This is a genomic window from Solwaraspora sp. WMMA2065, from assembly GCF_030345075.1.
GTDB lineage: Bacteria > Actinomycetota > Actinomycetes > Mycobacteriales > Micromonosporaceae > Micromonospora_E.
Genome location: NZ_CP128361.1, coordinates 2782241 through 2801658, shown reverse-complemented (window position 1 = coordinate 2801658; position 19418 = coordinate 2782241). Strand labels below are relative to the sequence as shown.

At 70.7% G+C, this 19418-nt stretch carries 19 protein-coding genes and 2 pseudogenes; 14 read left to right on the top strand and 7 right to left on the bottom strand.

Translation table 11 applies throughout. The features are described from left to right. Positions 1 to 114 precede the first annotated feature (114 nt). The 4 genes from O7610_RS12630 to O7610_RS12615 all read left to right on the top strand — a co-directional run bounded on the left by O7610_RS12630 (position 115) and on the right by O7610_RS12615 (position 5270). Positions 115 to 1632: an O-antigen ligase family protein gene (locus O7610_RS12630; RefSeq protein ID WP_281550941.1), complete on the top strand. Its 1518-nt coding sequence runs from the start codon at positions 115 to 117 to the stop codon at positions 1630 to 1632. 11 nt (positions 1633 to 1643) lie between these two features. Continuing rightward, positions 1644 to 2765 (top strand): Wzz/FepE/Etk N-terminal domain-containing protein, encoded by a 1122-nt coding sequence (locus O7610_RS12625; RefSeq protein ID WP_281550940.1) that lies wholly within the window; start codon positions 1644 to 1646, stop codon positions 2763 to 2765. A 139-nt stretch (positions 2766 to 2904) separates the two neighbouring features. Further along, a complete protein-coding gene (locus O7610_RS12620) occupies positions 2905 to 4422 on the top strand; it encodes an oligosaccharide flippase family protein (protein ID WP_281550939.1) in 1518 nt (505 codons plus the stop codon). Beyond that, a complete protein-coding gene (locus tag O7610_RS12615; protein ID WP_281550938.1) occupies positions 4419 to 5270 on the top strand; it encodes a sulfotransferase in 852 nt (283 codons plus the stop codon). Before O7610_RS12620 ends, O7610_RS12615 begins: the two co-directional genes overlap by 4 nt. A gap of 25 nt (positions 5271 to 5295) precedes the next feature. Here O7610_RS12615 and O7610_RS12610 read toward each other — a convergent pair whose 3' ends face one another. Both O7610_RS12610 and O7610_RS12605 read right to left on the bottom strand, forming a co-directional pair. Beyond that, a complete protein-coding gene (locus O7610_RS12610; RefSeq protein WP_281550937.1) occupies positions 5296 to 5487 on the bottom strand; it encodes a hypothetical protein in 192 nt (63 codons plus the stop codon). Positions 5488 to 5613: 126 nt separating this feature from the next. Beyond that, positions 5614 to 6372 (bottom strand): GntR family transcriptional regulator, encoded by a 759-nt coding sequence (locus O7610_RS12605; RefSeq protein WP_281550936.1) that lies wholly within the window; start codon positions 6370 to 6372, stop codon positions 5614 to 5616. Between the two features lie 155 nt (positions 6373 to 6527). On the opposite strand from O7610_RS12605, the pseudogene O7610_RS12600 reads away from it, so the two are divergent. Beyond that, positions 6528 to 6875: pseudogene (locus tag O7610_RS12600) on the top strand (XRE family transcriptional regulator); the annotation flags it as partial. Between the two features lie 98 nt (positions 6876 to 6973). Here the strand turns inward: O7610_RS12600 and O7610_RS12595 are convergent. After that, positions 6974 to 7567 (bottom strand): TetR/AcrR family transcriptional regulator, encoded by a 594-nt coding sequence (locus O7610_RS12595; RefSeq protein ID WP_281550935.1) that lies wholly within the window; start codon positions 7565 to 7567, stop codon positions 6974 to 6976. Between the two features lie 55 nt (positions 7568 to 7622). Here O7610_RS12595 and O7610_RS12590 point away from each other — a divergent pair, with 55 nt between their 5' ends. After that, entirely contained in the window at positions 7623 to 8447 is an 825-nt protein-coding gene (locus O7610_RS12590; RefSeq protein ID WP_289213344.1) for an SDR family NAD(P)-dependent oxidoreductase, read from the top strand. Further along, positions 8444 to 8887, top strand: coding sequence for a nitroreductase family deazaflavin-dependent oxidoreductase (locus O7610_RS12585; protein WP_281550933.1), 444 nt, complete (start codon positions 8444 to 8446; stop codon positions 8885 to 8887). The genes O7610_RS12590 and O7610_RS12585 overlap by 4 nt, the downstream gene beginning before the upstream one ends. 38 nt (positions 8888 to 8925) lie before the next feature. Here O7610_RS12585 and O7610_RS12580 read toward each other — a convergent pair whose 3' ends face one another. Then, on the bottom strand, positions 8926 to 9117 hold the full coding sequence (locus O7610_RS12580; protein ID WP_281550932.1) for a hypothetical protein: 192 nt from the start codon (positions 9115 to 9117) through the stop codon (positions 8926 to 8928). Between the two features lie 154 nt (positions 9118 to 9271). Here O7610_RS12580 and O7610_RS12575 point away from each other — a divergent pair, with 154 nt between their 5' ends. The 3 genes and pseudogenes from O7610_RS12575 to O7610_RS12565 all read left to right on the top strand — a co-directional run. Continuing rightward, positions 9272 to 10081 carry a helix-turn-helix domain-containing protein gene (locus tag O7610_RS12575; RefSeq protein WP_281550931.1) on the top strand — a complete coding sequence of 270 codons (810 nt, stop codon included), beginning with the start codon at positions 9272 to 9274 and terminating at the stop codon, positions 10079 to 10081. A gap of 214 nt (positions 10082 to 10295) precedes the next feature. After that, complete coding sequence (locus tag O7610_RS12570) at positions 10296 to 10946, top strand: hypothetical protein (protein WP_289213343.1); 651 nt, start codon at positions 10296 to 10298, stop codon at positions 10944 to 10946. After that, positions 10852 to 11046 (top strand): annotated as a pseudogene (locus O7610_RS12565) (putative endonuclease domain-containing protein); the annotation flags it as partial. The gene O7610_RS12570 and the pseudogene O7610_RS12565, both read left to right, overlap by 95 nt. 81 nt (positions 11047 to 11127) lie before the next feature. Here O7610_RS12565 and O7610_RS12560 read toward each other — a convergent pair. The 3 genes from O7610_RS12560 to O7610_RS12550 are packed head-to-tail and all read right to left on the bottom strand — an operon-like array spanning position 11128 to position 14409. Further along, positions 11128 to 12624 carry a hypothetical protein gene (locus tag O7610_RS12560; RefSeq protein ID WP_289213342.1) on the bottom strand — a complete coding sequence of 499 codons (1497 nt, stop codon included), beginning with the start codon at positions 12622 to 12624 and terminating at the stop codon, positions 11128 to 11130. Next, positions 12621 to 13427: a sulfotransferase family protein gene (locus O7610_RS12555; protein ID WP_281550928.1), complete on the bottom strand. Its 807-nt coding sequence runs from the start codon at positions 13425 to 13427 to the stop codon at positions 12621 to 12623. Before O7610_RS12555 ends, O7610_RS12560 begins: the two co-directional genes overlap by 4 nt. Then, the gene (locus tag O7610_RS12550) at positions 13420 to 14409 is read right to left on the bottom strand and encodes a sulfotransferase family protein (RefSeq protein WP_281550927.1); all 990 of its coding nucleotides are present in this window, start codon (positions 14407 to 14409) and stop codon (positions 13420 to 13422) included. The genes O7610_RS12555 and O7610_RS12550 overlap by 8 nt, the downstream gene beginning before the upstream one ends. Before the next feature lie 275 nt (positions 14410 to 14684). Here O7610_RS12550 and O7610_RS12545 point away from each other — a divergent pair, with 275 nt between their 5' ends. The 4 genes from O7610_RS12545 to O7610_RS12530 all read left to right on the top strand — a co-directional run bounded on the left by O7610_RS12545 (position 14685) and on the right by O7610_RS12530 (position 19313). Further along, a complete protein-coding gene (locus O7610_RS12545) occupies positions 14685 to 15920 on the top strand; it encodes a glycosyltransferase (protein ID WP_281550926.1) in 1236 nt (411 codons plus the stop codon). Continuing rightward, on the top strand, positions 15917 to 17038 hold the full coding sequence (locus O7610_RS12540; RefSeq protein ID WP_281550925.1) for a sulfotransferase family protein: 1122 nt from the start codon (positions 15917 to 15919) through the stop codon (positions 17036 to 17038). Before O7610_RS12545 ends, O7610_RS12540 begins: the two co-directional genes overlap by 4 nt. A 4-nt stretch (positions 17039 to 17042) precedes the next feature. Further along, entirely contained in the window at positions 17043 to 17948 is a 906-nt protein-coding gene (locus O7610_RS12535) for a sulfotransferase family protein (protein WP_281550924.1), read from the top strand. A 354-nt stretch (positions 17949 to 18302) separates the two neighbouring features. Continuing rightward, on the top strand, positions 18303 to 19313 hold the full coding sequence (locus O7610_RS12530) for a sugar phosphate isomerase/epimerase family protein (protein ID WP_281550923.1): 1011 nt from the start codon (positions 18303 to 18305) through the stop codon (positions 19311 to 19313). The last annotated feature ends 105 nt before the right edge of the window (positions 19314 to 19418 follow it).

Genomic DNA, 19418 nt, shown 5'->3' with positions numbered 1-19418 from the left:
CCGTCCGCCTCGGCAGGGGCGGACGGTGGTCCGGGTGTGCGGCTGCGGCGCAGCTCGACGCTACAGCGGGCGCAGCGGGACAACGGGCGAAGCGGGACAGCGGATCGGCGTGCGGTGACCAGACGACAGCGGGAACCCCGGCCAGTGGGCCGGCTGCTCAGCGTGCTCGCTGCGGTCGCCGCTGCGGCCGTCGCCGTCGCCGCAGGCCTGGCGCTCGCCGCCGGTGACCGGCGCGGCGTGGTGCTGCCGATCGCCCTCGTCGCCGGAGCCGCCGTCGGAGTGCTGGCCATCACCCGGTTCTCCGGGTACGTGATCCTGATGCTCGCCGTGCGTCCGCTGCTGGACGTGGTCAAGCTGAGCGGACCGACCGCCGGCCGGGCAGACACCGACCAGGCGTCCCGGCTGAGCGACCCGTCGACCATGGTCGCGGTGCTCTTCCTGCTCGCCGCCGGGCTCTGGCTCGCCGCCCAGTTGCGCCGCAGCGGCCGGCTGCGTGGCACCCCGCTGGGCTTCGCGATGCTGCTGGTCGGCGCGACCGCGCTGGTCAGCGCGTTCGGCGCGAACCGGCCGACGCCGAGCCTGCTCGAGGCGATGCGGATTCTGACCGTGGTGGTCATGTTCGTGGTACTCGAACAGCTGATGCCCGACCGGGCGGCGGTCCGGCGGATCCTGATCGCCTGCTACGGCTCGCTGGCTCTGGCGCTGCTCTACACCGTGCTGGCCAGTGCCTTCGGGCAGGTGCCGTCCGAGGTCAAAGGCCAGTTCATCAGGGTCAGCGGCCCGTTCAGCCAGTCGACCACCTTCGGCCGGTACCTGATGTTCATGATCGTCTTCGGGTTCGCGATCTACCGGTTCCTGGCCCGGCGCGCCCAGTTGGTCCTCGCCGTACTGCTCGGGCTTTCCCTGGTGTTCCTGATGCTGACCAACACCCGTTCGGCGATCCTCGGTGCGGCGCTCGGGCTGATCGTCGTCGCGGTGCTGCACCGCAGCGGTCGGATGCTCGCCACCCTGCTGGTCGTCGCGGTCGTCGGGGTCAGCCTGCTGCCCTCGGTCGGGGACAGGTTCGCCCAGCTCGCCGAGGTCCGGCCCACCGGCGGCGGGCCGACCGGTAACACTCTGCAATGGCGGGTCGACTACTGGGCGGAGATCGTCACCCTGGCCAACCGCAACCCGGTCACCGGGATCGGGCCGAACATGACCCAGCACGAGACCTCAGAGGCGAAGAAGCCGCACAACGACCTGCTGCGGGCGTACGTGGAGACCGGTCTGGCCGGGCTGCTGGCCTACCTGGCGATGCTGGTGCTGCTGCTGTACACCGCCCGTACGGCGTTGCGCCGCGCCCCGCCGGACAGCCTGGAACGCGGCGTCGCGGTCGGCTTCGCCGGCTGTGTGGTGGTGTTCATCGCGGTCAGCCTCGGCTCCAACGTCATCTCCAACGTGGTGACGCTGTGGTACTTCGTCGCGTTTGCCGCCGCGGCCAGCGCCATCGCCCATGGCCGGACGACCGGCGCCATCGCGCACGGTCGCACGACCAGCGCGACGACCCACGGCCGAGTCGCGGACGCCATCACCCACGGCCGGGCCGGCACCGGGTCGGTGACCACCCCGGCACCACAATTTCGGTACGAGTAGGAGCCCATAGCGTGGAGATCGTCGACTACCTGCGCATCGCGCGCCGACGGCTGTGGCTACTGGCCGGTGTGCCGGTGCTGGCCGCAGGGGCGGCCGCGACCCTGGTGCTGATCGCCCCGCAGCAGTACACCGCGACCGCGTACGTGGCGGCACCGGCACTGGTCGGCGGGGCAGCCGCTCAGCAGTACACCGGCAACCAGGCGGCGAACCAGTTCGCCGCCGCGTTCAGCGCTGCGGCCACCTCACCCCGGGTCGTGGACGAGGTGACCGCCGAAACCGGCGTCGCCGCCAACCGGCTGCGGTCCGGGCTGGTGGTCAGCCAGGTCGGGGCGAGCAGCCAGATGGAGATCACCTTCGCGTCGGCGGACCGGTCGATGGTGAACCCGGTGCTCGCCGCGACCGCCGAACGGGCCCTCGCCTTCCTTTTCTCCTCCCAGGTCGCGATCGCCACCGAGCAGGTCACCGCGGCCAGCACCGATGTCGCCGAGGCGACCGCCGCGATCACTGCCTGGGAGGACGAGAACGAGGTCACCCAGCCGGACAAGATCTACCAGGCGACGCTGAACGAGCTGGCCAGCCTGCGCCAGCAGCGACTGCAGATGCAGGCGGTCGGCAACGGCCGGGGCGTCGACGCCGCCACCGAGGCGATCGAGGCCGGGCAGCGCCGGCTCGACACCATCGGTCCGAAACTGCCCGACTACGAGGCGTTGCTCGCCCAGCGGGACGCCGCGACCAGCGCCCTCTCCTCGGCCCGGCAGGGCCTACAGGCGGCCAGGGCGCAGGCCCAGGCGGCCGACCCGACCGAGGTGACCAGCGTCGGCGCGGTCCGGGCCGTGTCCCGCACCAGGAGCCTGGTCAACACCACGGTGCCGGTCGCCGGCGCCGGGCTGCTGCTCGCCGTGGTCCTGGTCGCCATGCTGGAACTGCTCGCCCGCAACCGGGCCGGTGAACCGCCGGCGTCGCCCAGCGGCGACCCCACCCCGCCCTCCGGGCCCGGTCCGACCGGCGGCGACGAGACCCGGGAGATCCCGGCCGCCCGGGTCGGCCGGGCCACCCCGGTCGGGCAGGTGTCCCGTACCGCCGGTCGGGTCTACGGCGCGGGCGGCTCGCTCGAACCGCACCCGGGGCGGTGACGTGACGGCCGAGCCGCCCCCGGCCCCCGCCGCCGGCACCCCGTCGGGCCCCGCCCCTGGTACCCCGTCGGGCCCCGCCCCTGGCACCCCGTCCGGTACCCCGTCGGGCCCTGACTCCGGCGACCAGCACATCCGCGGCATGGCCCGCGGCGGCGGACTCAACCTGGTCGGGGCGATCCTCAACCAGGGCGCGGTCTTCCTGGTCATGCTGCTGCTGGCCCGGTTCCTCGGGATCAGCGAAGTCGGCCAGTACGCCCAGTGCTACGCCGTACTGGCCCTGCTCAGCCTGCTGTCGCTGTCCGGGTTCCGGGCCGGGCTGACCCGGTTCGTCGCCGTACACCTCGCCGACGACGACCCGGCCGCGATCCGTGGCACCATCCGGCTCGGCCTGGCCATCTCCGCCGGCTCGGCGACCGCGATCGCGGTCGCGCTGGCCGTGGCCGCCCCCGCGTTGGCCGCCGCGCTGCACGACCCCGGCCTGGTCACCGGGCTGCGCCTGGTGGCGTTGACCCTGCCGGCGCTGACCGTCTGCGAGGCGGCGCTCGCCGCCACCCGGGGCTGGCGCACCCAGCGGCCGTTCACCCTGATCGGGCAGATCTACGAACCGGGTACCCGGTTCGTACTGACCGCGCTGGCCCTGATCCTCGGCGCCGGCGTCACCGGCAGCTACTGGGCGCTGGTCATCGCCGGCTGGTCGGCCGCGTTGCTGGCCCTCGGCGCGCTGGCCCGGCTGATGCGCCGGGTCGCGCCGGGCCCGGTCGTCTACCGGCCCCGGCAACTGTTCAGCTTCTCCACGGTCAGCTGGGTGTCGTCGCTGTCGTCGACCGGCCTGATCTGGGTCGACACCCTGATGCTCGGCTTCTTCGCCAACGACGAGATCGGTGTCTACAACGTCGCCACCCGGCTGGTCACCGTGGCGATCTTCGTGCTGGCCCCGATCAACGCCGCGTTCGGGCCGTACCTGGCGTACCTGCACCACCAGGGGCGGGCCGACGAGGTACGGCGAATTTACGGCGCCGCCACCGGCTGGGTGGTGCGGCTGTCGCTGCCGGCGTTCGTGGCGCTGCTGGTCTTCCCGGAGAGTCTGCTGACGGTCTTCGGCGGCGGGTTCGCCGCCGGCGCTGCGGTCACCCTGGTCCTCGCGGTCGGGCAGTTGGTCAACGCGGCCACCGGGCCGTGCGGCACGGTGTTGAACATGTCCGGCCGGGTGGCGGTCAACATGTACGACAACATCGCCGCGCTGCTGCTGAACATCCTGCTCAACCTGTGGCTGATCCCGGCGTACGGGATCATCGGCGCGGCGGTCGCCTGGGCGATCTCCCTGGCGGTGGTCAACGTCGCCCGGGTGCTGCAGGTGCGGGCCCTGATCCACGCGGTGCCGGTGACCGTTGGCATGCTCAAAGGGCTCGCCGCCGGGCTGGTCGCGCTGGCCGCCGGGCTGGTGGTCCGGCTGCTGCTGCCCGGCTGGCCGGAGCAGTTGCTGGTCGGGCTGCCGGTGGTGGTGACCGTCTACGTGGGCGTGGTGCTGGCGCTCGGGCTGAGCCGGGAGGACGTCATGGTGCTGCGTACCCTGCGCCGGGGCGGCCGGCGCGGCGGGGCGGACGGCCAGGACCGGCCCGGTGCACCGGTGGCGAACCTGGAGGAGGCGGCACGATGACCGGCAACCGGGGGACCACCGACCGGCTGCGCCGTACGGTACGCGGGGCGCGGGCCTGGGCGCGCACGATGGTGCCCGGCCAGCTGGGTGCCCTGCCGGACTTCCTGATCATCGGTGGACAACGTTGCGGCACCACCTCGTTGCACCACTATCTCGCCGCCCATCCGCAGGTGCGCCCGGCCACCGGCAAGGAACTGCAGTACTTCAGCATCCACCACGGACGCGGGGAACGCTGGTATCAGGCGCACTTCCCGGCCCGCCCGGCCGGGGTCCGCAGCTTCGAGGCCAGTCCGTACTACCTGTTTCACCCGAGCGTGCCGGCCCGGGTCGCCACCGACCTGCCGCAGGCCCGCTGCATCGCCCTGCTACGCGACCCGGTCGAGCGGGCCTACTCGCACTACCTGCACACCCGCTCGTACGGCGCCGAACCACTGTCGTTCGCCGACGCGGTCGCCGCCGAGGAGCGGCGGCTGGCCGACGCGCTGCGCGACGGGCCGGGCAGTCCGGCCGCGCACACCGCGCTGCGCAACCACTCGTACCTGGCCCGGGGCCGTTACGCCGAGCAGTTGCAACGCTGGTACGCCGTCCTACCGGCGGATCGGCTGCTGGTGCTGCGCAGCGAGGACATGTACGTCGACCCGGCCGGCGTCTACGACCGGGTGCTGCGCTTCCTTGACCTGGATCCGTTCACCCCGGCGGGGTTCGCCCAGCACACCCGGCGCACCGACCAGGGGCCGGGGGAGCTGACCGACGAAGTGCGCGCCCAGCTCGGCAGCTACTTCGCCCCGCACAACGCCGACCTCGCCGACCTGCTCGGCTGGCCGCACACCTGGTCGCCCCGGAGTTGACAGGACACGTCCCGCGTCCGTCAGCTCAGTGACGGGAGCGGAGAAGATAGATCGCGTACGTACCAGCGCCGTTGTCCATCTCGGCCACCTGCAGATCGGTGACCGGTACGTTGATCCGTTGCCCGGACCCGCCGCTGCCGGCGTCGGCCCACACCTCGACCGTCCCGGTGGTGGGTAGCTGCCGTGGACCGACCACCAAGATCTGAACTCCTGCCATCGCGTGTCTCCCTGCGTCTCGGCCCCATACCAGGAATTTCAGTAACGACGTCACTGGCTGAGGGGACTCCTGTCGGACGAGACCTAAGATACCGGACATGCATATGCAGGTTGAGTGTTGCGGATGTTAGATTGTGTCCGCTTTCAGATCGAAGTGATTCACCAGCTCGTAGACGCCTGCGTCCAGCACCATCCGGTTGACCTCGACACATCTGTCACCGGACCTCGCGTACCGGGTGATCTGCAACACCGTCGCCTTGTTGCGTGCGATGTCCAGGCCATCGATCTCGTCCGGATGCGGTGGCCGGGCGACGACCCGCTCTTCGAACCTTGTCGGCTTCCACCCTTGATCTTCAAGCCGGCCGTACACCCCGCCGGGTCCGGAGTTCTTGTAGACGATCGCCGTGCCTCGTGCGAGCTCGACGGGGAAGTAGGACGCCGATATCTGGACGCGTCGACCTTCCACCCAGTGCACTCGCTTGCGGCGCACCACCGGATCGCCCTCGTCGATGCCGAAGGCTACGGCTACGAAGTCGGGTGCCGGAAGCTCATCGACCTCGACGTCGGTGCGTATCGGACGATCGCCTGCGTCATGCTGCTGGATGGTCCGTCCCGGCTGTTTCGAGTGGCCCAGGCGATCTGGCATGACCCGTTCGAGCCGGGCGAACCAGCCCTTGACGATGCCGGGGGCACCGCGTCGCGAGGTGACAAGTCCTTCCGCCCGCAGCACGTTCAGCGCCTGCTGCGCTGCTCCTCTGCCGACGCCGAACCTGTTCATCACGGCGCTGGTGGTGGGTACCTTGTCGCCCTCGGCGAGTTCGCCGGTCCGGATCTCCTCACGGAGGTGAGTAGCGACGGTTTCGGCTGTTTCACCAGTTTCTGTCATGGTTCACCGCCAAGTATCTCCTGAAAGTTTCACATGCCGGAGAGTACAGCGGATGCATACCGCTACTTCATATGCTTGTGCAGCGCAGGGCGAGATGTGGACTTCGAGCACGATCTCGCCGGTGCCGCGCGGTGGCTCTGCCCACGCGTACCGCGCCGACCGGCAACTACTCCGAGGTTCGGCTGTCCCGGTACGAGTATCACAGCTCGGGTCGTGGTGCCACGTTCACCGGTCGGCACTATGTCGTGCTGCTGCAGCACGGTGACCGGCTCACCGTGCGCAGTCTGCCTGGTTCCTCCGATGCGCCGCTCACCATGGACCTGACCGTCGACGGCAATGTGGTCACCGGGACCTGGATCGAGCAGACCGCGCCGCAGGGCTACTACCGCGGCGCCCGGTACCAGGGTGCGATCCAGTTGCCGGCCGAGCCTACCGGGCGTCGGCTGACCGGAAAGTGGATCGGGTTCGGTAAGGAGATGGAGGTCAACACCGGCCCGTGGGAGCCCACCTCCTCATGATCACATGCCGAAAATTCGGCCGACACGCCGACCGGCCCCCAGTAGAGCATCAAGTGATCATGATCCGGCGGCAAGGTCATGGCTCAGGATCCGTCGACTGGTGCACGGGTGAGTACGCCGTGCAGTACCTGGTCGGTGAGTTGGTCGCGGAACCGGGCGTCGGTGGGGTCGGCCCCGGCGACGGATCGGCCGAGCACGGCGAGCAGCAACGCGCCGAGGATGGCGTTGGCTGCGTCGGCGGTGTCGTCGACGGTGACCGCACCGACAGTGCCGGCCTCGGCGAGGAGTTCCCGGAGCGGGCCGGCGATCCATCTGTCGTTGGCGGCCATGACGTCGGTCATCCGGCCGGTGGAGCCGAGGGCGCTGAGCAGGCCGGCGCAGATCCCAGGGTGCTGTGACAAGTAGGCGGCGAGAGCCGTCACCATCGCCCGTAGTCGCTGCGCGGGTGGGTCGGTGGGGTCGATCGAGGCCTGCACCGCCTGGGCTCCGTCGTGGGCGTGCGCGGTCAGGAGGTACGTGAGCAGGTCGTCGCGGCCGGCGAAGTAGTAGTACAACGTCGCTCGCGATGCCCCGACCATGCCGGCGATGTCTTCCAGACGGGGCGCAGGGTCGCCGTGGAGCACCTGCTCGCTGACGTCGAGCAGGCGTCGCGCAAGGTCGGCCGGAGGGTTCTTCACGTTGGCACAGCCTATCCGCTTGTCCTGGACCAGAATCCAGATTACAGTCTAAATCATGGTTGAAATCAGATCCTATGGTCCGTGGGCGGTGGTCACCGGCGCCTCGTCCGGCATCGGCCAGGCCTTCGCCGAGTACCTAGCCGCTGCCGGGCTCCACCTTGTCCTGGCGGCCCGATCCACCGACCGGCTCGAAACCCTCGCCGCCACGCTGACCCGCGCCCACGGCATCAGCTGCCGGGTGGTCACCGTCGACCTCGGCAGGACCGAGGCCGCCGCCGAGCTCGTCGACGCAACCGAGGATCTCGACGTCGGCCTGCTGATCTCCAACGCCGGCACCGGCCGCCCCGGCCCGCTCCTCGACCAGGACCTCGCCGACCTGCACCGGCGGTTCACCATCAACGCCACCACGCACCTGGATCTGGCCCACGCCTTCGGGCGGCGGTTCGTCACCCGTGGCCGGGGCGGCATCATCCTCGTGTCGGCACTGGGCGCGGTGCACGGGCTGCCGAACATGGCCCACGAGAGCGCGGCCAAGGCCTACGTGCTCAACCTCGGCGAGGCCCTGCATCACGAGCTCGCCGCCGGCGGCGTCGACGTCACCGTGCTACTACCGGGCAACGTTGACACCCCGACCATCGACGCCTACGGCATCGACCGTGCGGCGATGCCGATCCGGCCCCAGCCGGTCCAGACCGCCGTACGGGAAAGCGTGGCCGCGTTCCTGCGCGGCCGGCCCACCCACATCCCGGGTCGGTCGATGCGGATCATGACCCGGCTGCTGCCCCGGACCCGGTCGATCCGCCTCAACGGCCAGATGCTCGGCCAGGCCGCCCGCCGCCTCGCCGCCCGGGAAGCCACCACCACGGTGGCCCCGTCGTGAACGCCGCTGCCCTGCCCGCCGGGGTGGAGCGGGTCAGCCGGATCCCGTACCGGTTGCTCAGCTGGGGGGTGCCGATGGGGCCGCTGACCCTGCTGCGTACCCAGGGCCGGCGCACCGGCCTGCCGCGTACCGTGCCGGTCGTCACGCTGCGGCACGCCGACCTCGACTGGCTCGTCTCACCGTTCGGTGTCACACAGTGGGTGCGCAACATCCGCGCCAACGGCCGCGCCGAACTCGGTCGCGGACAGCGGTTCCGCACCGTCGGCCTCGTCGAGGTCGACGGCGAGACCAAACTGGACGTCCTGCATCGCTACCGCCGCGCGTTCGGGTTCATCCCGTTCGTCCGGCAGGCATTCGACGCCACCCCCGGCGACGGTCCGTCCGGGTTTTGCACCGAAGCGGACCGCCACCCGGTCTTCCTTCTCCAGCCGCCCGGCTGACCCGATCACTCGCTGGCGAGCCCCCGTGCCCTGTCGCATCAGCCACGGTGGCGGAGTACGTAGACAGCCGAACTGCCTGATCCACTGTCCAGTTCGGCTGTCTGCAGGTCGGTCACCGGTACCTTGATTCGCTGTCCAGTTGCGCCGCTGCCTGCGTCGGCCCACACCTCGACCGTACCGCTGGCGGGTAGCTGCCGTGGCCCGATCACCAGGATCTGAACCTCTGCCATCGCATGTCTCCTGCCTGCTCGCGCCGGCGGTCGCGCCGGCTGCCACGAAAACAAGGATGTCGCCGAATTGTCGCCCCGCGCGACGGCTTCCATGACGACGTTCCGGCGACCTGCAGGGCGACATTCCGGCGACACAAGGGCTACGATCACTCGCATGACGACCACTCCGAACGCGACGTTGCGGGCTGTGCGGATGGGCCTGCTGATGAGTCAGGACGACTTCGCCCGCGCGCTGCGGCAGGCAGGGGATCGCGCCGGAATGCCCAACGATGCGAACAAGCGCCTCGTGCAACGCTGGGAGGCTGGGGCGATCACCTCGCCCCGTCCGGCGTACGCGCGTGCCCTGGAATCGGTCACCGGCCTGCCGATCAGCTCGCTCGGCTTCACTGTGGCGGTCCCGCATGCCCGCAGCGCCGACGCCGGCGAGGATGGAGCCGGCGGCCGGGGTGGCGAGGGCGGTGACGAAGCTCGGGGTGCTCAGATGTCGGCGACCGGGCAGGCGTCCACCCCGGTGCCGCGCGGTGGCCCTGCCCCATGGACCGCGCCGACCGGCAACTACTCCGGGGTGTGGCTGTCCCGGTACGAGTACCACAGCTCGGGTCGTGGTGCCACGTTCACCGGTCGGCACTATGTCGTGCTGCTGCAGCACGGTGACCGGCTCACCGTGCGAAGTCTGCCTGGTTCCTCCGATGCGCCCCTCACCATGGACCTGACCGTCGACGGCAATGTGGTCACCGGGACCTGGATCGAGCAGACCGCGCCGCAGGGCTACTACCGCGGCGCCCGGTACCATGGCGCGATCCAACTGCTGGCCGAGCCTACCGGGCGTCGGCTGACCGGAAAGTGGATCGGGTTCGGTAAGGAGATGGACGTCAACACCGGCCCGTGGGAGCTGGTATTCCAGGATGCCAGCACGAACAAGGCGACTCTGGCCGCCTACGACCGCCGGCCCGATCCCGAGTAGCAGCCCGCTGCCTCATGATCAGTAGCTGCCCCTCATGATCAGATGACGGAAATTCGGCCGACACGCCGGTGAGCGCCCAGCAGAGCATCAAGTGATCATGGTCCGGTAGCGCGTCGCCGAGGAACCCGCCACCCGATCCACAGTCGAGCAGTTGTCCACAGCGTGGCTCTACCTGGGTCGTCTGATGGCTGAGGTCGCGGCATCGTAGCCGGGCATGAACGAGGTGATCGAGGAGCTGTGCCGGCGCAGCGGCGGTGTGGTGACCCGTCGCCAGGCCCTTCAGATGGTGCCGCGCTGGGTGCTGGACGACGCGGTACGCGCCGGTCGACTGCGGCGCGTTCTGCCGGGCGTCTACGTCACCGCCGAGTTGATCGACGACAACCATAGCGGAATGTCGTCGATCCAGTCGCTCGCACCGCAGCTGCGTCGGCGTGCGGTGCTGGCCCACGCCGACGGTCGGGTCGCGTTCAGCCACACCACCGCACTCAATCTCTGGGGGCTGCGCCAGCAACCCACTGACGAGGCACTGCACCTGACGGTGCCGATCGGCGTGGGATTTCGTAGCCAGGCCGGCCTGACCGTGCACCACCGAACGGCGTTCGCCGTCGGTCCGCCGCAGGTGGTGGTACGCGGCGAGGCGCCGGTGACGCGGCTGGAAGCGAGTCTTGTCGAGTCCTGGCCGCTGCTGTCGGCCGCCGACCGGCCGGCTCCGCTGATCCGGGCTGTCAACGACAGGTGGACGAACGCGGACCGGGTCTCCGCAACTCTCGATGAGCTGCCGCGGCTCACCGACCGGGCCGCGATGCGGACGCTACCGGAATGCGGGCCAGCGCTCCGGCCTTCAGGCCGAACGGATCGACTTTGAGCTCGATGGAGCCGCCTCGCACGGCAGCCCTGCCCAGCGTGAGATCGATCTACGGCGTGACGCGTTGCTGGCCACTGTCGGCATCCAGGTGGTGCGGTTCGCACACCGCCGGCTGGTGACTGAGCCGCAGCAGGTCCGCCGCGAGATCCTGACCATCCTCCACCACCGGAGGTACGGCCGATCAGTCGACGTCGGCGAGGATCGACTCCGGGGTGCCGGTGGCGCGCAACAGCACCGGCCGGTCGGTGACGGTCACCTCGGCCGCCGTCTTGGCCGGCGAGGCACCGGCCGGCCCGGCGTGCAGGCTGGGCACCGCGGACACCCGTACCGCGTCGTTGATCTCGCCGGACCAGACGACCAGGGTGCTCTCCTCGCCCTGCTGGAACGCCACCCCGATCAGGCCGTCCCGGCGGACCGGGGTGACCATGGCGCCACGCGCCGCCACCGCCAGGCTCTCGAACATCCGGCCGGCCTCACGTTCCGTACCGTCCGGGTCGAGCAGGCCGTAGCGGACCTCGCTGCCGGCCCGGTTGTTCGGGTTGTAGCCCAGCGGCAGCCACATCACCTGCCGGATACCGCCGGCCAGCAGCATGGTGGAGACCTTGACGACCTCCTCGGCCCGGCTGACGTCGTCACCGTCACCGTCGCGCCAGAACTGCCCGACCTCCCACGCTTCGATCGGCACGTCGGCCGGATTCTCCGCCGCCAGGTAGTCCAGCAGCGCCGGTACGCCGTCGAAGTGTTCGTAGTAGTGCACCTGACGCAGCTGCACCACGCCGTCGTCAATCAGTTGCTCGGTGGCGGCCAGGAAGGCGACGTTGCGTACGTTGGTCTCGTTGTCGAGCGCGGTCCGTAGCGTCTCGATCGTGTCCACCTCGGGGATCTTGCGGCCCCGGGTGCCGATCCGCCGCTTGAAGTACGCGTTGTAGGCGGCGATCGCCTCGTCGTCGCGGCCGGCTTGGACCAGCCGGTCGACCACCCCGAAGCCGTACGCGACACTGCTGATGCCGGAGTCGACGACCACCGCCTCCGGGTTCGCGGCGTGCACCGCCTCGGCGGCGACGGTGACCAGCTCGACGTACTCCTCGGGGGTGCCGCGCCAGTACTGCGGAGCGTTAACCTCGTTCTCGATCGCGTACTGACGGACGCCGTACGGCGTGTAACGGCGGACCACGTCACCGACGAACTGCCGGTAGGCGGCCATGTCCAGCGGCATCGTCGACTCGGTCTTGTTGGCCTGGCCGCGGACGTGCTCCGGGGTCCCACCGGTGGCCCAGCACATCTCGGTCCGGATCTTGATGTTCAGCACGATGCCGAGTTCCCGGCTGCGCTGGGCGATCTGGTCCAGTGCCGACCAGTCCTGCTGACCCTGGGTCGGCTCGATGCTGCACCAGCTGATCTCGTGGTAGGTGGCAGACCCGGACAGTTTGCGCAGGTACGGGAGGAACTCGTCGTACCGGTTCCAGTCCCAGTGCGCGCCGAACGGGTGGGTGTCCTCGGGGTACGGCGGCAGGCTCGGCAGCGGCGCGCCGGTCGGCGGCACCGGTGGCGGGGTGGTGTCCTCGTCGGCGCTGGTGCAGCCGGCCAGCAGCAGCAGCCCGCCGAGCGCCGCCGCCACGCAGCGGCGGGCCGCAGTGGCCGGCCGGGTCGCAGTGGCGGGCCGGGTCGCAGTGTTCATCGGTAACCCAGCTCGCGCAGCATCCGACCGGAGAAGGCCGCGACGAGCAGCCGCAGGAACGGGTCCAGCTCCCGGCGGTAGCTGCCGACGCGGGACCGGTAGATGGCCGAGTCGGTGCCGGCGGAGGCGCGGCGTCGGTCCGCCTCACTGGTGTACTTTCCGGCCACGTCATGCGGTTTGTCGACGTAGTCGAGCACGCCTTCCTCCCACGGTTCGCCGAGGAACTCGAACAGCGCGCGCATCGACTTCTCCGGCTCCCGTACCGCGTCCTCGTAGCGCAGTTCGTGGTAGCGGTCAGCTGGCAGGGTGGCGCCCATCGCGCGGGCGGTACGAATGTAGCGCGGCCACTTGACCACGCATTTCACCGCCGACCAGTACCCGAACCGCTTGCGGTGCGAGACCACCACGTCGCGGCCGTCCCGGATGACGTGCACGATCTGCGCGTCCGGGAAGACCTCGGTGACGAAGTCGAGCGAGATCGCGTACAGCGGGGTCTTGTCGGCCCACCGAGCCTTGCCCCGGCCGGCGGCGTAGTCGGCGTGCACGCCGCCGAAGAAGTCGGCGATGCGGCGCAGCCAGTCCTCCCGGGTGAAGCCGAAGCGGGCCAGCCGCTCCCAGTCGGAGCCGACGATGCGTCGCAGGTCCGGCAGGAACCGGGTCTCCGGTCCGCAGGAGATCCGGGAGTGCGAGTCGAGCACCAGCCGCAGGAAGGTGGTGCCGGAGCGCTGGCAGCCCACCAGGAAGATGGGCGCCGTCGGCAACTGCGCCACTTCGGCGGTGGCCGGCGCGGGGGCTTCAGCCATGGTCGGTCCTTTCCACGCTCACCGGAGCACGCCGGTCGGTGTCGGCTTGTTGAGGTGGGGTGGTGGGGGACTGTGGGCGGCCGCTGGCGGTCAGTCGGGCGGTGAGTTCGTCGCAGAGCGTACGGACCGCCGGGTCGATCGGCAGCGGCTGGCGGGCGGGGGTGCGGGGGGCGATGTGCGCGGACAGGTCGGGGCGGTAGGCGATCCCGAGGAAGTCGCACAGCCGGCTGATCTGCCCGGCCGGGTCGGTGATCAACGCGTCGTACGAGCTGAGCAGCACGTCGTCGCGGCGGTCCAGGCCGAGCCGGAAGTAGAGGGTGTTCCGGACGTACCAGAAAAGGGCGGCGGCGGTGTGCCGGTCCATCCGCCGGTAGTCGAAGCCGTGAATCAGCTCGTAGGTGTCCGCGTCGAGGCGCTGGCCCTGCCAGCGGCGGCCGATGGTGCCGTCGGCGATGGCGGCGAGCGCCCGCAGGTTGGCGTCGCCGAACTTGGCCACCTCGGAGCGGGCCCGGTCGTCGACGTCGCGCCACGCCCAGACCGCCCGTCCCGGCGCCATCCCGGGCAGGGCGAGCAGTTCGTCCACCCGGTGGCTGTCACACAGCGGTTTGACCAGCACGTACGCGTGTCGGCTGCGGTTGACCACGGCGGTCAGCACCGCGTCGTCGCGGAGTTGAAAACGATGGAAGACCCGCCGGTCGCTTTCGTTGCGGACCTCGACCTCGCCGGCGTTCTCCAGCCCGCGGACCAGCATGTTGGTGCCGGACCGCTGCAGGCCGACCAGGTAGACGGGAACGGCTTGACCACGGGGTACGCCGTGCCGATGCCGCCAGCGCAGTTTGGCCCAGGCGGTGGTGGCCCGGTCGACCGGGTTGAGTCGGTCCTCTTCGACGAGGCGGCGGAGCCCTTCGGTGCGGATCCACCGGGCGTGCCGGGCGATCCGCCGCGCGGTCCAGGCCAGGGTGGAAGGCTCGTCGTCGTTCACCGGTCCTCCTCGGGCACGTCACCAGCCGCGATGGCCAGGCTGGGGCGAGGTCGGGCCGCGGTCAGGCTACCCATGGATCGGGGCGAAACGCCAGGACGCAGGCTGGTCAGCCACACAAGATCACCCGATCAGCTAGTTGGCGATTCGGTACTGGACTAACCCGGCGTGGGTGCATAGCGTGAGGCAGCAGCCAGGGCGGGAGCCCTGCGCCACCATAACCGGGTGGCCACACCCCGGTATCGAGCGAGCGGGCCGGACTGATGCGTGTCCTCCATGTGAACAAGTTTCTGTACCGTCGCGGTGGCGCCGAGGGGTATCTGATCGACCTCGCCGATCTGCAGCGCGCGGCCGGGGACGAGGTGGCGTACTTCGGGATGACCCACCCGGACAACGACGGGCCGTTGCCGTACGCCCGGCACTTCCCGCCGCACGTCGAGCTGGAGCCGGCGCCGCGCGGACTGCGCCCCCGGCTGGCCGCCGCCGGTCGGATGATCTGGTCGCCGGCGAGCCGCCGCGGCCTGACCCGGGTGATCGAGGACTTCGGGCCGGACGTGATCCACCTGCACAACATCTACCACCAGCTGTCTCCGTCGGTGCTCGCTGCCGCCCGCGACGCCGGGGTGCCGTGCGTGCTGACCATGCACGACTACAAGCTCGCCTGCCCCAGCTACCAGATGCTGGACCGGGGGAAGATCTGTGCGGCGTGCGTCGATGGAGGTCCGCTACACGCCGCGCGGCGCAGGTGCAAGGACGGATCGGCATCCGCCAGTACGCTACTCGCTGTGGAGTCGTGGATACACAGACAGTCACGGGCCTATGGTTCGGTGGGGGTGTTCGTCAGTCCCAGCCGGTTTCTCGCCGACGTGATGCGCCGGGCCGGCGTCTACCCGGACCGGCTACGGGTGATCAACCACTTCGTCGACGCGGCCGCCGTGGCGGTCAAGGACTCGCCGGGCGGGGGAGTGGTCTTCGCCGGCCGGATCTCCGTCGAGAAGGGAGTGGACACGCTGGTCGAGGCGGTCGCCCGACTGCCCCGGCAGGTGCCCGTCCACGTGGCCGGCGACGGCCCCGCCCTGCCTGCGGTCCGTGCCCTCGCCGACCGGGTGGCACCCGGTCGGGTGCGGTTCCACGGCCGGCTGGACAAGTCCCGGCTGCACGACCTGATCAGGTCCTCAGCGGCGGTCGCGGTGCCGTCCCGGTGGCATGAGAACCAGCCAATGGCGGTGCTCGAGGCGTTCGCGTGCGGCGTGCCGGTGGTCGGCACCGACCTCGGTGGGCTGCCGGAGCTGATCAGTCCCGGTCTCGACGGGGAGACCGTCCCGGCCGACGACCCGGTGGCGCTCGGCGACGCGCTGAGCAGGCTGGTCGCCGACCCCGACCGGGCGTACGCGATGGGCCGGGCCGCCCGGGACAAGATCGACCGTGACTTCGCGCCCGACCTGCACCTGAACCGGCTCCGCGACGCCTACCTGGCTGCGGCGTTGACCGCCCCGGCGGGAACCCGACGATGACCGGCACGCCCTCCGCCGCAGGCACATCCTCTGCCGCAGGTACACCCGGCCCGTCGAGTCCTCCGGTCCGGGTGCTCTACCTGGCCGGCAGCGGTCGCAGCGGCAGCACCCTGATCACCACCGTCCTGGGGCAGCTGGACGGCTGTTTCGCCGCCGGCGAGTTGCGCTACCTCTGGCAGCGCGGGATGGTCGACAACCGTCCCTGCGGCTGCGGCGCGCCGTTCGACGCCTGTCCGGTCTGGCGGGCGGTCACCGCCGAACTGGCAGCTGTTGCTGGTCCGGCCTCGGCCACTGGCCCGGACGCGGCCGGCATCGCCCGACGACTGCGGGCCAGGCTGCGGATGCGGGACCTGCCAGCCATGCTGAGGCGAGCCGGTGCCGGACGGCGGGCCGTGCCGCACCACGCCGACGACGCCGCGATCGCCGCGGTCTATCCGGCGGTCGCCCGCCAGGTGAGCCGCGGCGGCGACGGACCTGTGGTGGTGGTCGACTCGTCGAAGCTGCCACCGTACGGTGCGTTGCTGCGTGACCTGCCCGGTATCGACCTGCGGGTGCTGCACCTGGTCCGGGACCCGCGCGGCACCGCCTTCTCCTGGCGCCGTCGGCGCGGACTGGACGGCGCGGCGGACCGCAACCTGATGAGCCGCCCGCCGGTGTGGAAGGCGGCTCTGCTGTGGCGGGTGTGGAACGCCGCCACCGCGCGGTTCTTCGAAGCCGCCGGACCCGACCGCTACCTGCGGGTCCGCTACGAGGACGTGGTTGTCGACCCGGCCGGTCAGCTGCGCCGGATCGCGCTGTTCGCCGGACTGGATCCGGCCGGGCTGCCGATCGACGCCGAAGGCCGGCTCACCCTGGCCGCCACCCACTCGGTGGCGGGCAACCCGGCGCGGCACCGTACCGGAGCGGTCCCGGTCAGCGACGACGCCGAATGGGTCCGGGCGCTGCCCGGCCGGTCCTTCGCGGTGGTCACCGCAGTGACGCTGCCGCTGCTGCGCCGCTTCGGCTATCCGGTACGGCGACCCGCAGCGCCCCCGGCCCGGGCGGTGCCCCCGGTCGGAGCCCAGGGTGGGCCGGTCGGTGAGCCGGTCCCGGCCACGACACCGAGCAAGGAAGGCTGACTCGATGCTGTCCGTCGTCGTGGGCACCGGACGGTGCGGATCGACCCTTGTCCAGGAGATCCTGGCCCGGCACCCGGCTGTCGGTTTCGTGTCCGGGCTGGACGACAAGCTGCCCCGGCTCAACCTGGCCGGTCGTCGCAACGGCCGGCTGTACCGCCGCTCGACGCCCCGGCCGGCCGGCATGACCTCGCTCGGGCACAGCCGTCGCCTGCTGGAACGCGGCCGGCTGCGGGTGGCGCCGTCCGAGGCGTATCGGCTGATTGACCGGCAGGTGATGGCCGGCTACTCCAGGCCGTGCCGGGACCTGCGGGCTGACGACCTCACCCCGTACGTGGGCCAGCGGCTGCGTGCCTTTTTCGACCGCCGGGTCAAGCGGCAGGGCTGCCAGGTGCTGCTGCAACACGTCACGGGCTGGCCCCGCACCGGTTGGCTGCATGCCGCGTACCCGGAGTTGCGGGTGGTCAACGTGGTCCGCGACGGACGTGCGGTAGCCAACTCGTGGCTGCAGATGGGCTGGTGGGACGGCTGGCGTGGGCCGGACAACTGGTTCCTCGGCCCGCTGCCGGCCGATCTGCGGGCCGAGTGGGAAGAAGCCGACCGGTCGTTTCCGGTGCTGGCCGCGCTCGGCTGGAAGATGCTGATGGCCGCGTTCGCCGAGGCTCGGGCCAGCCACCCGGCCGGCCAATGGCTGGACGTACGGTACGAGGATCTGCTGGTCGCACCAAGCGACGAAGTAGCCCGGATGCTGGACTTTCTCGGCCTCGACTGGTCGCCCTCGTTCGACCGTGGCTTCCGCCGGTACGAGTTCCACAGCGGTCGAGGGGCGGCGTACCACCGGGAACTCAGCCAGGAGCAGTTGGCTGCGGTGGACCGGGTGCTGGAGAAGCCGCTTGCCGAGTGGGGTTACTGACCGCCAGGCTCGTGACTCGCTGGCGTCGTACCCTGTCGGCCCGTACCTCGGCTGCCTCTATCGCGGCGGCCCGCAACCGGCCTAGAGTGGTGCGGGCAGGCCCGTCCCCCGGGCCGGTGTCCGGGCGGGAGGCGCAACCCGCCCGGTCGGGAAGCGTCGCGCCGGCACGGCGAGCGTGCCGGATGCCGTCGTGACCAGCCGGCCGGTGTCCGCTGCCCGCCCCACCGGTCGATGTACCACGACCAGGTAGTTCCACGCCGATAGCTCATCGGGCCGTCACCTCGCACCGGTCCAACCAGGCGCCGCACCTGCGGCGCGGGATGGAATCCCAGTGACGACAACGGGAGAAGGACCATGGCGCGACCCATCACGCTCTTCACCGGCCAGTGGGCCGACCTGCCGTTCGAGGAAGTGTGTCGGCTGACCTCGGAGTGGGGCTACGACGGCCTGGAGATCGCCTGCTGGGGCGACCACTTCGAGGTGGACCGGGCGCTGGCCGAGGACGACTACGTCGAACGCAAGCTGCAAACCTTGGCCAAGTACAACCTCAAGGTGTACGCGATCTCCAACCACCTGGTCGGCCAGGCGGTCTGCGACCACCCGATCGACGAGCGGCACCAGGGGATCCTGCCCGCCCGGATCTGGGGCGACGGGGAACCCGAAGGCGTCCGTCAGCGCGCCGCCGAGGAGATCAAGGACACCGCCCGGGCCGCCGCGAAGCTCGGCGTCTCCACCGTCATCGGCTTCACCGGCTCGTCGATCTGGCACACCCTGGCCATGTTCCCACCGGTGCCGCCGGAGATGATCGAACGCGGCTACCAGGACTTCGCGGACCGGTTCAACCCGATCCTCGACGTGTTCGACGAGGTCGGGGTCAGGTTCGCCCATGAGGTGCACCCAAGCGAGATCGCCTACGACTACTGGACGACCCGCCGCACCCTGGAGGCGATCGGCAACCGCCCGGCGTTTGGCCTCAACTGGGACCCGTCGCACTTCGTCTGGCAGGAACTGGACCCGGTCAACTTCATCCTCGAGTTCGCCGACCGGATCTACCACGTCGACTGCAAGGACGCGAAGGTCCGTACCGGCGACGGTCGGCGCGGCCGGCTCGCCTCCCACCTGCCCTGGGCGGATCTGCGGCGGGGCTGGGATTTCGTCTCCACCGGGCACGGCGACGTGCCGTGGGAGGACTGTTTCCGGGCACTCAACGCGATCGGCTACGACGGACCGATCTCGGTCGAGTGGGAGGACGCCGGGATGGACCGGTTGGTCGGCGCCCCCGAGGCATTGCGGTTCGTCCGTCAGCAGGCGTTCGACGCCCCGACGGCGGCGTTCGACGCCGCGTTCTCCAGCAGCCGGGACTGACCTGGCCGCCGCCGGACCAGCGGCGGCGAACACACCGGGACGACTGTGGGCCGGTCACCCCGTTGACGGGGTGACCGGCCCACGCGTACGCCGCGTTCTCGACGG